Raw genomic sequence first — 12,437 nt, 5'->3', positions numbered from 1 at the left:
CCATCTGGTGCGTGCCCGACCTGGGCCCGGGTGTGCTCACGGTGCTCTCCTCGGGGGTTGGCCGGCTGGTGCCGGGCCGCTGGGTGTGGCGGACCGGCGCGGGCGGCAGTGCCGTGGGGTCCACGATCTCCGCGTCCGGGTAGTCCTCCTCCGTCTCCGGCTTCTTCTCGGCAGCTGGGGAAGGCTTGGCGGGACGGCCGGGGAAGTCGACCACCGGCACGTCGGCGGAGCTGCTGCCGCCGGGCCCGTCCTCGGAGCGGTCCCGGCGGCGTTCCCGCTCGGAGCGGTTCTTGCCCCAGCGGAACCAGTCGCTGGTGCCGTCCTCGCGCACCCGCCAGTCCGCGGTGAAGTCCCAGAAGTCGTCCGAGTCACCGGTGCTGGCGGCGTCGCCGTCGCCCGTGCGCTTCTCCTTCTCCCCAGCCGCCGTTCCGTCGCCTTCCTCCGCCTTGGCCTCCTCCGGCTCGGCCTCCTCCGGCTCGGTTTCACCGGGCTTGACCTCGTCAGACTTGGCCTCGTCAGACTTGGCCTCGTCAGGCTTGAGCTCATCCGGCTTGGTCTCATCCCCGGTGCTGCTCCCGGGCTTGCCGACGGGCTTCTTGTCCAGGTCGACCTTCGGGCCGGAGGACTCCCCGGGGTTCCCGGCCCCGCCGGGCTTCTTCACCAGGTCGACCTTGGGGCCCGCAGTCCCGGCGTCCTTGCCGGTGCTCCTTCCGCCGGTGCCGGCGGGCTTCTTCACCAGGTCGACCTTCGGGCCGGACGTTGCGGCCCCGGTGCCTGCGGCAGCTGCGCGGCGCCGATCGAAGCGGCGCTCGGCTTCCCTGCCCAGGGCCTCGCCCAGGGTGACGCGGTCGGGGTTGTCCCGGCGCGCCTTCCGTTCGTCCTTGCGGGCCTGCTTGTTCTGCCGGCCCTGGTCTCGGTCCTTGGTCCAGTCCGCGAGGTTGGCGGCCTGGCGCGCGGACGCCCGTTCCTGACGTCCGCGCGTACGCTCAACGCCGGCACCGGACCTGCCGCCCAGGCCGCCGGAGCCGTTCTGACGGCCTGCCAGGCCCCCGCCCGCCCCGTTGCCCCGGGCGACCCGGTTGTGGCCGCCGGCGCTGCTCCCAGCGCCCCTGCCGCCGCTGCCCGAGAGCCCGGCGCCGCCGCCGTTTCCGCCCCTCTTTCCGCCCCCGGAGGAGCCGTTGCCGCCGCCGGTGCGGCCGGGGCTGTTGAAGCCGGAGGAGCCGCCGGAGCCGTGCTTGCGGCCCTTGTCCGAGCCCATCCCGGAGGACTGCCACGACTTCCCACCGCCGGACCCGCCGGAGCCGGACCCGGACCTGGAGCCGGAGCGGGCCGCGGTCCGGTCCGCCTGCGCCTTGATCTGCGCCTGGCGCAGCTTGTTCTGCTGCGCCAGCAGGCCGACTTCGCGGTCGGTCGCCGCCGTCATCCTGGCGATTTTCTGCGCTATCTCCGCCTCGCGGAAAGGCGCTTCGGCGTCCATGCGGCCGCGCCCCAGCGCTATCCGGTATTCGAGCCAGTCACCCAGCCGATCGGCCAGAGAACGCGGGATTTCGTATTCGCCCTCCTCTTCTCCTCCGGAATCCCCCGATTCCTCGTCTTCTCCGGCGTCCGGAATTCCTTCGGACGCCAGATAGCTGGCCGGGTCGGCCAGGGCTGGAATTGCTGGCAATTCCATCGTGGTCTCTTCCGGGGTTTCCGGCGGGACCGGGGAATCGGGCTCCCGGTCGGGGATGGTGTCCCCGTAGGAGGGGATGGGGGGCGGGGTGTACGAGCCCCCGCCGGGGAACGGGATCAGCCTCCCGTCGGTGCTGTCGTCGGCCACGGCACGCCTCCTTCCTGGGCTTGACAGTCGGTGGGTCTTGTGTGCACGCGTGCACGGGCACCCGTGCACGCGTTACGCGCGCGAGGCCCCGCCGGAGTCCGGCGGGGCCTTGCTTCGTCACATCGGGTCGCGCGGCGGGAAGTCCTTCAGGACGCCCTGCGCGTAGGTCAGCAGGTCCTCCCAGATCCGCGGCTGGCCGGCGGTCCGCTGCTGCATCGCCGTCATGAACAGGCGGCACACCAGGGCGAACCCGGCCCAGGTGTCCTCGCGGCCGGCCTTGATTTCCTTGGCGATCTGCGAGCGGGTGACGCGGAGCCAGAATTCCATCGCGCCCTGCTCGCCGCGAGATTCGCGGGCTTTTCGCTCTTCCCCGATATACCAGCCGCGGCGTGATTCCTGGGCCTTCTCGATGCTGGTGAGGGGGCGGGTCACGCCGACCGCCTGTCACCCAGGTCGTAAATCGACGTGGGACCACCATATACCGAATCCGGGGCCCCGGGAACCACCTTTGTGGATTCCGGGGTCGGCGGGAGCGCCTGGCGGTTCTTCTTCTTGGCCTTGGCCAGGGCCTTTTCCTTTCGCTTTCCGGGGAGGGAATTGACCTCCTCGTGGTGGGCGCGGCGCTTGAAGGTGGCCTTCTCCAGGCCGGCGGTCAGTCCCTCCAGGTGGGCCAGGACGTCCTTGAGGGTGCGCTCCACCGGCACGGCGCGCAGCCGGGCGTGGTACCAGCGGTCGCCCTGCACGTGCTTGCTGCGCAGGTCGACGCGGGTCTCGTGCTGGAGCGTCTCCAGGTCCTTGCCGATGGTCAGCAGCCACCGCTGGAGGTCAGCGAGGTAGGCCGCGAACGCATCCGGGTCCTGCGCGATGCCGCGCATCGCGGAGTTGCGGGCTTCGTTGGTCATGGCGGGGGCCTCCATGGGCGTTGATCTGCTGTTCTGCTGGTCTTTTCGCAGGTTGGGGCGGGCCCCGGCCGGGGATGGCCGGGGATGGAGTACCGGGTCGGCACCCTCTCTGCGCCCCAGACCAGCCCGGGTGGGCTGTGCTGGGGCGCAGGGGCTATGCCGGTGGCCGTGCTGTCGGTGCGGGTCAGCCGAACTTCCGCTGCTCAGCCATCGGCAGCGCAAGGACGGTGCCCTCGCCGGGGTCGGCGAGGATCTGCCGGGCGCGGTCGCGCCGGGCCTGGGCGGTGGTGTGCGGCAGTTCGAGCGCACGCTCGATGTAGCTGACCGTCACCGTGCTCTCGCCGAACTCGCGGATCATGTCGGCGACGATGTACGCCTGCCGCTCCGCCGGTGTACGGCGAGCACCCTCGTGGGCTACGGACGCGGCCTCCAGGGCTACGGCCATCGCCCGCTGCTGCTCCGCCGCGGCGGCGTCGGCGGCGACCGTGGCGGCCTTCTCCTCTGCCGCGCGGCGCTCGGCCTCGGCCCGGGATACGGTGGCTTCCGCCTCCTGTACGGCGGCCGTACGGAGATCCTCGGCAGCCATACGGCGAGCCTCAGCGGCTTCCCGCTCCGCCTTCGCCGCCGCGTTCTGCTCCTCCGCCAGGCGGCGAGCCGCAGCGGCCTCGGACACCGCCCGCGCCTGGTGCTGCTCGCGCTCCAGACGCTCGCTCTCCAGCCGGGCAGTCAGCTCCTGCGCCTGGTGCTCGCGGCGCAGCCTGGCCTGCTCCGCATCCCAGGTGAGCTGCTGCTTCTCCTGCTCGCGCTGGATCTCAGCCGCCCGCGCCTGGGCTTCGGCTGCAGCCTGGCGGCCCTTGGCCTCCGCTTCCAGGTGCAGCCGCTGCGCCTCGGCTTCGGCTTCGGCTTCCTTGATCCGCTGGGCGATTTCGGCGTTCCGTACGACCGCCTCAGCCGCCGTACGGGCCTCCTCCCGGGCCCGGATCAGCTCGGCTTCGGCGGCCAGCCGGTCCGCTTCGGCCCGCGCGTTCGCGGCGTCGATCGCGGCCTGCCGCTGGACCTCCGCGAGGGTCGTCGTAGCCTCTTCCTCCCGGATCCGTAGGGCCAGCGCCCGCGCCCGTACACCGGACTCGTGCTCCCGTACGGCAGCCTCAGCGGCCTTGCGGGAGGGAAGGTCCAGCGCCTGGGTGACGGTGATGCCGAACCTGGCCAGCCGCACCGGCAGCAGCGCCTCGGTAGGGGCGGACCTCTTCCACCGCTTGCCGTAACGCTGCGTCAGTTGCTCGCGGTACACCGCGCGCTCCTTGTGGACCTCCAATGCCCGCTCGTAGGAGGTGATCTCCCACAGCTTCATCTGCCGGGCGATCACGGCGGTGGACCAGGGGTCCAGGATCCAGCGGGAGAAGCGCACGCCTTCCATACGGGGCCGGTGGTGGATCGCGTCGATCTGCCCCGCGTAGACGTGGGCGGCGATCTCGGAGAACACCACCCACAGCGACGCCAGGACGGCGTGGCCGATCTGCGAAGCCAGGGACCCAGCCGACACCCAATTCAGGTAGATGGTGCCGGCCGCGCCCAACCGCGGGATCCACTTGACCCAAGCCGCCGGGCGGTCCACCCGGATCAGCACCAGGTTGATGATGCTGAAGGCAAGGATGCTCAGGTCCAGGCCGATCGGGAGCATCCACGGCTCCGACCAGGCCCACCCGCCCTCCGCTGCCGGCAGCGCGGCCTTGCGCTCCAGGGCCTTGTAGGAGGACATCAGGCCGATGACCGAGACGCCGGTGGCCATCAGCGTTCCGGCCGCTGCCAGGACCCAGTCCGCGGCGGTGAACGCCAGCGACTGCGCCTCGCTCCCGCTGTCAGCGTCAGCATCGGAGTCGGCGGGGACGTCCGGCTGCTCCTGGGCGGGGATGTAGACGGGCTGGTCGACCGCGAATTCGGCCTCCAGCTCCTGCGTGGTGGTGTCGACGGCCATCGCCGCCTCCTTCCTATTCTGGGGTGTGCGTGGGCAACGGGCTGATCAGGCGGCGTCGCGGGCGGCCACGGCGTGGCGGTAGGCGCGGCGCCGGGCGGCCCGGCGCTCGCCCTCGGTGGTGCCGCCCCACACGCCGTGCTCCTGGCCGGTGGTCAGCGCCCAGGTCAGGCACAGGTCCATGACCGGGCAGCGGCGGCAGACGGCCTTGGCCTCCTCCGCCTGGAGCAGCGCGGGGCCGGCCTCGCCGACGGGGAAGAACAGCTCGGGGTCCTCCTGGGCGCAGACCGCGCCGTGGCGCCAGTCCATGTACGCAGCGGTGGAGTCGGTGCTGGTGCTGGTGGACACGGTGATCATCGGACGGCCTCCGTCGCGGTGGTGAGGATGGCGGGCATGGGGACGGCCCGGCGCTGCGCCGGGATGCGGGTGCGGCTGACCAGGGCGAGGGCGGCGGCGTAGCCGGGGGCGGCGGCCTGGTAGGCGGCCGTCTCGCTGGGGTGCTCGATCTCGTCCAGGAGGTGCGCGGACTCCAGGTGCTCGCCCGGTTCCACCAGGACCTGGTCGCGCTCGTCCCAGGGGGTGCAGTGCCGGCGGATCTGGGTGGAGCCCAGCGTGCGGACCGTGATCTGCCAAGTGAGCGGCCAGACCGTGCGCGGTCCGCGGTCCAGCTCCAGCACCTCGTAGACGGTGCCGGTGTAGGAGCGGTAGACCCCGCCGACGCGGCGCGGTCCGATCTCGCGGGCCAGCCAGCGGCGGTAGCTGGCGGCCTCGTGCCAGGCCTCCCGCGCCGACCGGCCCTTGCCGATCAACACGGTGGCGTCCGCGGCGGTGGCGGCCAGGTCGAAGGAGTAGAAGGGGTTCGGGGTGCGCTGCAGCTGCTTCATGACGGCCTCCCAGCCGGTGACATGCGTGAAAGGGGGCCGCCCGGACCGGGGCACGGTCCGGGCAGCGGGTCAGGCGAGGTCGCAGCGGATCTGCTTGCCGATCGGCGAGGACGTGATGGTCCAGCCGGGAGCAAGGAAGTCCAGCAGGGGCAGGCCCCGGCCACCGACGGCCTGGTCGCTGTCCATCGCCGCGGTGCCGCGGTGCGGCAGCAGCTCGGGGACCGGGTCGTGAACGGTCACCGTGACGCCGGCCACCGTGGTGAACACCTCGACCACCAGCGGCACGTGGTGCTCGCCGCAGGCCCGCACCGCGTTGCCAACCAGCTCGGACAGCACCAGCTGCGCGGTGTCAGCGTGGTCGGTCGTGGCGCCATAGAACAGCAGCGCCATCCGGGCCAGCCGGCGCAGGTCGCTGAGGGTGTCCTGGGTCGCGGTGATGTGCGCGACCAGGCCCCCGTCGCGGTGGCGCAGGTAGAAGCCGTCTGCGGTCTTCGGCAGCGGCGGCCGCTGCACGAACACAACGCTTCCGGTGCCGTGGACCGTCGCGGCGCTCACCGCGACCCGCCCGATACCAGATGGTCGGCGGAGGTCCACACCGAACCGACGGCGAAGGGCTCGCCGTCGTGGCGCAGGACGTCACGGACGACCAGCGCCCACTGGGCACTACGGCGTCCGAGCAGCTCGCGGGCGCGCTGCGGGTCGCGGACCACCTCCAGGACCAGGAAGGCACCGTCGGTGTTCTCGTAGATCGTGCCCTCGATGCGGGGGCCGATCTGGGTGTCGATGACGCGCCGCAGCAGCTCATCGCCCGCGCTGAGGTGGGGGGTTCGGGCAGCCGGAACCGCCGCTAGGATCGTGGTCACGGTCGTACCTCGCTCTCGTGGGAGCATCGCGGCCTACTGAAGACCCCGGAGTAGGCGCCGGGGTCTTCACCGCGTTCGGGGCCCGGACGGGTTGGCCGGGTCAGAGCGCCGTTGACCTGATCTCGCGCTCTCCGCCGTGCCCGGACCGAACGAGTCGGGCCGGGCGCGACGGGCTACGCAGGATCAGGTGACGGGCAGGAACCGGCGGACCGCGATGAACGGCGCGCCCAGCTCGGGCCAGGTGCGGGCGGTGCCGCGCAGTCGGACGGTCTGGCCGACGTGGTAGGCCGTGGCCGCGATGGTGTCGCCGACCGCGTCGTCCAGGCTGGCCACCGCAGTCGCGCCGTTGTCCGCCTCCAGCCCCAGCCAGATGACCCGGCCGCTGCGCCGGCTGGAGATGATCCGGGCCGTGACCTCCACCTGCGTAGCGTCCGCGATCCGCTCCAGCGGCGCCGTCTTCCGACCGGCCAGGCCCTGGTAGGAGGCGGTGAAGGCGGGCGCGGTGGCCATGGTGAACGGGGCCTCGGTGCTGCTGAGCGTCATGGTGTGTTCCCTCCCGAGAGATGCGAAGCGGCGGCCCCGGACGGGACCGCCGCTGGTGGAGCTGGCGGACTGGGTGCTGGCCAGTCGGTCAAACACTGGGGTGCAGGGTCTCCGACGGCACGGTCGGAGCGAAGATCGGATCGACCAGCAGCTCGTTCACCTTCGCCTCCGTCAGCTCCTTGAGGCGCTGCTGGTCGGCGCGCTCGACGGCGGGCAGGACCTGCTCCCATTCCTGAGGCCGGCGGCCCCGGGCGGCCTTGGCGGCCTCCTCCTCAGCCAGAGCGCGCTCGGGCTCGTTGAGGATCAGCAGGAGCTGGCGCAGTGCGTCCAGGCCCGACAGGTCCAGCGCGTCGGAGTCCGGCAAGGCCGCCCGGCCCATCGTGTGCACCGGCGGCGAGACCGGGACCTTGGGCTTGCGCAGCACCCGGCTCGGACGGCGGGACTCCGCCATCAGCGCGTCGGGGTTCCGGCGCCGGTCCTGCTGCTTCTGCCAGCGCGCGACGTCGATGTCGACGGTGACGACCTGGAGGCTGCCCGGGCAACGCTGCCCGCTCTCCTTGTCATCGTGCTCACGGACCTTCAGGACGGTCTCCCCGTCGATCCAGTGCCACACGTCGCAATCGAGGCAGGCGATCTGTCGGCGCTCACCCGGGCGCACGTTGTAACGGTCGGAACGAAGAGTGCTGAGCTTGAGCGGAGAGCGGCCGTTGGTCCGCTTGGTCCGAGTCTTCGACATCTAATCCTCCAGCAGCCTTATAGCGAGGGTGAGTTGTTGCTCTCTCTGCCTGTCAGGACCAGGTCGGTTGGCCGACGGTCCTGGCGGACAGACAGCGCAACAGCGCTGTGGTTTCGCGGTGGTGCGAGGTGCGCCCTGGGAGCAGAAGCTCGACCCGGCGCGTATGTGGTTGTGGTCGGACACCTGCCGAGGTCCTAAAGCGATGACAGGGCTCGGCTGTGGATGCCCACCTGAACTGGGTGGCCATCCGCTTCAACACCATGGACAGTAGTAGCACTCAAAGTGCTAGTCAATAGTTTCAGTGCTACTTCGCACAGATGCTGCATGTGTGAGATTGTGTTGCCCACGACGACGATGAGGAGACGGTCTTGACTGGCGGATACGCACTCGCGGTGCGGTTCTCCCTGCAGAATGCGGCGGCAGGGGACTTGTTCGACGCGCTGGTCGCGCGAACTATCGAGGGCATCCGGAGTGAGGCCGGCACGCTCGTGTACGCAGTGCATACGCCCGTCAACGAGCCGCTTGTCCGCGTCTTCTACGAGCTCTACGCCGACCGCGATGCATTCGAGGCGCATGAGGCCCAGCCCCACACGCGCCACTTCCTCACCGCACGTGAGGAGTTCCTGGCTGGCGTCGAGGTGACCTTCATGAACGAGATTGGGGGCCTGAGTAAGCGCCCGGAAGTAGGGGCGCAGTGAAACCGACGGGCAGGGACGTCGATCCTCAGGACCGCGCCTTCGGCCAGCGTGTGCAGAAGTTCCGCAAGGACCGAGGGCGCACCCAAGCGGAGCTGGCCGCAGCGCTCGGAAAGACCAGCAGCTGGATGTCACAGGTTGAGCGTGGAATCCAGCCTGTCCAACGTGTTGACCTGCTCCAAGCCATCGCAGATGAGCTTGGCGTATCCGTGCAGCAGTTGCGACCCGGCACCTCGCCAGACCTCGTTGGCTCCTCACTGACGCCCACCCCGCTGGCCCTGTCCAACGATCTGGACGCAACCAGACGCCTCATCTCGGGCCATCCAGCTCTGCGCACTCTGCTGCTCAACCACGTCCCCGAAGGGCGTGCTCTGGAAGCATTGCGCGCCGATGTGGTCGACCTGTGGGAGCTGACGCACTCTGGGCGGCTCGCACAGGTTAGCGATTTGGCGATTGCACTGGTCCCGGAGCTGGAGAAGGCAGTACGAACGCGCCAGGACGGGGAGACAGCAGAGCTCTACCTCCTCCTCTCGCGCACCTACCAGGCTTTGTCCGCTGCCTTTGTGCGGCAAGATGAAGCAGACGCGGCCTGGGTGGCTGCGGACCGCGCCGTCCTCGCTGCGGAGCGCTCCGGTAACGCGCTGCACGTGTGCGCCAGCGTGTTCCGCATGGTGCAGGCGTTCGTGCGACTCCGGAGCCTGGGGCAGGCCGAACACGCTGCTAGCACTGCCATCGAAGCACTTGAGGACCTGAACAGTGACTCGCCTGAGGCGTTGTCCGTCCTCGGTTCGCTGCACCTCGCCATGGCTCTCGTGCACGCTCGCGCGAGCGCCCGCATCGAGGCCCGAGACGAGATTGCCAAGGCACGTACCATCGCCGCGCGCCTGGGCGAAAACCGGAACGACTTCAACCTGGAATTCGGACCGATCAACGTTGAGATCCAAGCTGTCAGCACCGCCGTAGATCTTGGCGATGCTGGGGAAGCACTCGACATCGGTCTGGCCATCGACGCAGGGGGCCTGTCGCCGGAACGTCAGGGACGGCTGCTGATGGATCTGGGACGGGCCCACGCCCAACGACGTCATGGTGGAGACGCCCTTGAATGTTTGCTGCGTGCCGAGGTCATTGCGCCCGAGCTGATCCAGACCCACAACGCGGCACGGGCTGCTATCCATGAGCTGGTTCTGATCGCCGGAGCGAACGCCTCGCGCGACCTTCTCGACTTGGCTGAGCGAGCGGATGCCATTGACTAGCCCACAAGGAACCGCCGACCACTCACGGGCCCTAACGGGATCCTGCGCATTCCGCTGTCCTGATCCTGACCGCATCTCTACTGTCCCCCTGGTTCGGTTGCGAGACCTCAATCACAGCCGGACCAGAGCTGACGTGGAATCACATGCACGTCATCAGCTGACTACACACGTTTTCACATCCGCGTACACACGGGTTTTCGACGGTCGGATCTAAGCTGCCGGGCATGTTGTCAACGAAGGGCGGGGGCATGGGCAAGGATCACCCAGGATGGCGACCTGACCTGCTGCGCGCTCAGCGGGAGGCGCACGGACTGACGCTGGATAAGGCGGGGGAGCGGCTGCGCGAGGTTGCCGAACAAGCGAAGCTGAAGGGCATCCCGGCGGCGAATCCGCAGACCCTGTGGCAGCACGAGCAGGGTGAGTCGTACCCCGGCCCGCACTATCGACGCGCGTACTGCCTGCTGTACCGGGCCACCGATCCCGAGCTGGGCTTCCGCGGAGCAATGCCGAATGAGGACACCCAATTCCGGCTGACTCCGGCTAGCGACCAGCACAACGGTCAGCATGTCCTCGCGGTCGAGCGGGCGATCCACCGGATCGCGTCTGGCGGTAGCGGTGAGGCCGACCACATGAGCGTGCAGCAGCGCATCCTGGACGCTTGGAAGCGTCGGCACACCGGTGGCGACCCGCACCGGCCGGTCGTGGTCCTGGTCGGCGGCTACGCCGGCAGCGGGAAGTCGGAGTTCGCACGGTTCCTGACCCAGCTGACCGGCTGGCCGCTGCTGGACAAGGACCCTCTCACCCGCCCGCTGGTGGAAAAGCTGCTGGTCGCCCTCGGTGGCGACCCAAACGACCGGCACACCGACCTGTACCGCGAGCAGGTGCGGCCTACTGAGTACGACTGCCTGATGCAGGCGGCGATGGCCAACATCAATTGCCGGATCTCCAGCGTGCTGACCGCGCCGTTCATCACGGAGATGACCGACCGGGAGTGGATGCAGCGGCTGACGAACCGGTGCGCTTCGCTGGGAGTCGACGTCGCGCCGATCTGGGTCCAGTGCGACCCGGAGTCGATGCGCGAGTACATCACGTTCCGGTCCGCGGCTCGCGACGCCTGGAAGCTCCAGCGCTGGGATGAGTACATCAAGACCGTTGATGTCGACCTTCGGCCGTCCGTGCCGCATCTGGTGGTCGACAACCGGCTCGGTACCGCGATCTCGCTGGCCGACCAGGCCCGACACGCGATCCGGGAGGTGTACGCGTGAGCAATCGTCACGGCGTGATCCTCTACGGGCCGCCGGCCTCGGGCAAGGACACCATCACCGCCGCGCTGACCAGCCTTGACGAGCGTTTTCAGCAGTTCGCCCGGCTAAAGATCGGGGCCGGTCGATCGGGCGGCTACCGCATGGGCACGGCGGAGCAGTTGGAGTTGCTGGAGGCGGCTGGCGATGTCGTCTACGCGAACAGCCGGTATGGCAGCACGTACGTCATCGACCGGCCCGGCCTGGACGTCGCGTTCGCTTCCGGGGTGCCGGTGGTTCACCTCGGTCAGGTCGACGGGGTCCGCGCGCTCCTGGAGGGCTATCCCGCCAACTGGACCACGGTTCTGCTGTGGTGCTCCCGGTCGATCACCGAGGCGCGTTCGCAGGGCCGCGGCGATGCGGACACCCCGGCGCGGCTCGCTGCCTGGGACGCCACCGAGCAGGACTTGGCCGCTCACGCCGAATTCGCCTGGGACCTGACGCTGACCACCCAGGCCCGGCCGCCGGTGGAGTCCGCGTACCGGATCGTGCAGTTGCTGGACCAGAGCACGGAGGCGGCGACGGCATGAGGACGGGGGCGGGGGCCTACGGGGTGGCGAGCCGTGCGAGCGCGTCGGCGACGCTGAGCTGCGCGTCTTTGGCACCGTCCCAGCGGGCCAGCGTGGCAGCGGCGGCCGTGAGCATGTCCGGCGGCAGGCCGGCATCCGCAAGCATCGCCGCGGCCTCCTCCAGCTCCGGTCCCCACCGCCAGGCCCGCGCGGCGGTCTTGGGGATGTACTCCGTCTCCGCGAGGTACGAGCTGCTCCGGCGGGCCGCGATGGCGCCGAGCTCCTGGTCGACGCCGTGCTCGTGGGCCACGCCGACAGCCAGCGCGGCGAGTACGCGGCTGGCCTTCTGGAAGCTGCTGTACGCGAGCTTGAGCGCGGACGCTTGGCCGGGCTCGGTGCCTAGCACATGGGTTCGCACCGCCGTCCCGGCGAACAGCAGCTCCACCGCATCGGTCGCCGCGTCGGGTCCGGCCAGGTACAGCGTGGGGGACTTGCCGCCGACCGGTGGGGAGCCGACCACGGCTGCGTCGACCAGGACAGCGCTGGCAGGGAAGACGTCGGAGATGCGATCCACCGAGGTCGGGCTGATGGCGTTGGCGTCCACGAACACGCCGGTGTACCCAAGCCCCGCGACCTGGTCGGCGACGTCCACGGCGGCCGCGGGCGGGCACAGGCTGAGCAGCACGTCGGCGTCGGCGAGCAGTTGCTCCAAGGAAGCGGCCTCCAGGCCATACTGCTGCGCGCGCGCCGACGTAGCGGGGCTGCGACCGTCCGGGCACCACAACACTCGGTTCCCGTTCGCGGCAGCGCACGCGGCGACGGCTGCGCCCATCGAGCCGGGATGGAGTAGGCCAACTGTGGTCTGTGCAGCCATGCGTTCTCCCAGGTGGAGGCAGATGTACCCATTCACCGCCGGGTCGCCTCCGAGATCATCTCAAACGACTCGACGTTGCCTTCTTG

15 protein-coding genes are annotated in these 12,437 nt (G+C 70.0%); 4 read left to right on the top strand and 11 right to left on the bottom strand.

What is annotated here, in order from left to right:
• The 10 genes from TR46_RS42505 to TR46_RS38255 form a co-directional block, all read right to left on the bottom strand.
• Nucleotides 1-1,819, bottom strand: a 1,819-nt coding sequence (locus tag TR46_RS42505; RefSeq protein ID WP_161790183.1) for a hypothetical protein, incomplete at its 3' end; no start/stop codon positions are given.
• 117 nt (nucleotides 1,820-1,936) lie between these two features.
• Nucleotides 1,937-2,251 carry a hypothetical protein gene (locus tag TR46_RS23925; protein WP_042404702.1) on the bottom strand — a complete coding sequence of 105 codons (315 nt, stop codon included), beginning with the start codon at nucleotides 2,249-2,251 and terminating at the stop codon, nucleotides 1,937-1,939.
• Nucleotides 2,248-2,721: a hypothetical protein gene (locus TR46_RS23920; protein WP_042404700.1), complete on the bottom strand. Its 474-nt coding sequence runs from the start codon at nucleotides 2,719-2,721 to the stop codon at nucleotides 2,248-2,250. The genes TR46_RS23925 and TR46_RS23920 overlap by 4 nt, the downstream gene beginning before the upstream one ends.
• A gap of 184 nt (nucleotides 2,722-2,905) precedes the next feature.
• Entirely contained in the window at nucleotides 2,906-4,696 is a 1,791-nt protein-coding gene (locus TR46_RS23915; RefSeq protein ID WP_042404694.1) for a DUF2637 domain-containing protein, read from the bottom strand.
• 45 nt (nucleotides 4,697-4,741) lie between these two features.
• Nucleotides 4,742-5,002 (bottom strand): WhiB family transcriptional regulator, encoded by a 261-nt coding sequence (locus TR46_RS23910; RefSeq protein WP_042404809.1) that lies wholly within the window; start codon nucleotides 5,000-5,002, stop codon nucleotides 4,742-4,744.
• 44 nt (nucleotides 5,003-5,046) lie between these two features.
• On the bottom strand, nucleotides 5,047-5,577 hold the full coding sequence (locus tag TR46_RS23905; protein ID WP_042404692.1) for a hypothetical protein: 531 nt from the start codon (nucleotides 5,575-5,577) through the stop codon (nucleotides 5,047-5,049).
• 69 nt (nucleotides 5,578-5,646) lie between these two features.
• Nucleotides 5,647-6,132 (bottom strand): ATP-binding protein, encoded by a 486-nt coding sequence (locus tag TR46_RS23900; protein WP_236655463.1) that lies wholly within the window; start codon nucleotides 6,130-6,132, stop codon nucleotides 5,647-5,649.
• The gene (locus tag TR46_RS23895; protein WP_236655462.1) at nucleotides 6,129-6,440 is read right to left on the bottom strand and encodes a hypothetical protein; all 312 of its coding nucleotides are present in this window, start codon (nucleotides 6,438-6,440) and stop codon (nucleotides 6,129-6,131) included. Before TR46_RS23895 ends, TR46_RS23900 begins: the two co-directional genes overlap by 4 nt.
• Nucleotides 6,441-6,623: 183 nt before the next feature.
• Complete coding sequence (locus tag TR46_RS23890; RefSeq protein ID WP_042404691.1) at nucleotides 6,624-6,983, bottom strand: hypothetical protein; 360 nt, start codon at nucleotides 6,981-6,983, stop codon at nucleotides 6,624-6,626.
• A gap of 88 nt (nucleotides 6,984-7,071) precedes the next feature.
• Nucleotides 7,072-7,719 carry a hypothetical protein gene (locus tag TR46_RS38255; RefSeq protein ID WP_052433057.1) on the bottom strand — a complete coding sequence of 216 codons (648 nt, stop codon included), beginning with the start codon at nucleotides 7,717-7,719 and terminating at the stop codon, nucleotides 7,072-7,074.
• 368 nt (nucleotides 7,720-8,087) lie between these two features.
• Here TR46_RS38255 and TR46_RS23880 point away from each other — a divergent pair, with 368 nt between their 5' ends.
• The 4 genes from TR46_RS23880 (at nucleotide 8,088) to TR46_RS23865 (ending at nucleotide 11,498) form a co-directional block, all read left to right on the top strand.
• A complete protein-coding gene (locus TR46_RS23880) occupies nucleotides 8,088-8,417 on the top strand; it encodes a putative quinol monooxygenase (protein ID WP_042404688.1) in 330 nt (109 codons plus the stop codon).
• On the top strand, nucleotides 8,414-9,667 hold the full coding sequence (locus TR46_RS39810; RefSeq protein ID WP_084718871.1) for a helix-turn-helix domain-containing protein: 1,254 nt from the start codon (nucleotides 8,414-8,416) through the stop codon (nucleotides 9,665-9,667). Before TR46_RS23880 ends, TR46_RS39810 begins: the two co-directional genes overlap by 4 nt.
• Nucleotides 9,668-9,915: 248 nt before the next feature.
• A complete protein-coding gene (locus tag TR46_RS23870; protein ID WP_042404686.1) occupies nucleotides 9,916-10,932 on the top strand; it encodes an AAA family ATPase in 1,017 nt (338 codons plus the stop codon).
• A complete protein-coding gene (locus tag TR46_RS23865) occupies nucleotides 10,929-11,498 on the top strand; it encodes a phosphotransferase-like protein (RefSeq protein ID WP_042404684.1) in 570 nt (189 codons plus the stop codon). Before TR46_RS23870 ends, TR46_RS23865 begins: the two co-directional genes overlap by 4 nt.
• Nucleotides 11,499-11,514: 16 nt before the next feature.
• On the opposite strand, the gene TR46_RS23860 is transcribed toward TR46_RS23865, so the two are convergent.
• Nucleotides 11,515-12,351 carry an NAD(P)-dependent oxidoreductase gene (locus tag TR46_RS23860; protein WP_042404682.1) on the bottom strand — a complete coding sequence of 279 codons (837 nt, stop codon included), beginning with the start codon at nucleotides 12,349-12,351 and terminating at the stop codon, nucleotides 11,515-11,517.
• Between the last annotated feature and the right edge of the window lie 86 nt (nucleotides 12,352-12,437).

Origin of the sequence: Streptacidiphilus carbonis, assembly GCF_000787775.1 — a bacterium.
In the GTDB taxonomy this organism is placed as follows: domain Bacteria; phylum Actinomycetota; class Actinomycetes; order Streptomycetales; family Streptomycetaceae; genus Streptacidiphilus; species Streptacidiphilus carbonis.
This window is presented reverse-complemented; position numbering and strand designations above follow the sequence as displayed.

What these genes read in the sequence shown, in the direction of transcription:
- TR46_RS38255 (WP_052433057.1), bottom strand. Translation starts at nt 7,719, where the DNA reads ATGTCGAAGACTCGGACCAAGCGGACCAACGGCCGCTCTCCGCTCAAG.
- TR46_RS23915 (WP_042404694.1), bottom strand. Translation starts at nt 4,696, where the DNA reads ATGGCCGTCGACACCACCACGCAGGAGCTGGAGGCCGAATTCGCGGTC.
- TR46_RS23905 (WP_042404692.1), bottom strand. Translation starts at nt 5,577, where the DNA reads ATGAAGCAGCTGCAGCGCACCCCGAACCCCTTCTACTCCTTCGACCTG.
- TR46_RS23920 (WP_042404700.1), bottom strand. Translation starts at nt 2,721, where the DNA reads ATGACCAACGAAGCCCGCAACTCCGCGATGCGCGGCATCGCGCAGGAC.
- TR46_RS23910 (WP_042404809.1), bottom strand. Translation starts at nt 5,002, where the DNA reads ATGGACTGGCGCCACGGCGCGGTCTGCGCCCAGGAGGACCCCGAGCTG.
- TR46_RS23860 (WP_042404682.1), bottom strand. Translation starts at nt 12,351, where the DNA reads ATGGCTGCACAGACCACAGTTGGCCTACTCCATCCCGGCTCGATGGGC.
- TR46_RS23890 (WP_042404691.1), bottom strand. Translation starts at nt 6,983, where the DNA reads ATGACGCTCAGCAGCACCGAGGCCCCGTTCACCATGGCCACCGCGCCC.
- TR46_RS23870 (WP_042404686.1), top strand. Translation starts at nt 9,916, where the DNA reads ATGGGCAAGGATCACCCAGGATGGCGACCTGACCTGCTGCGCGCTCAG.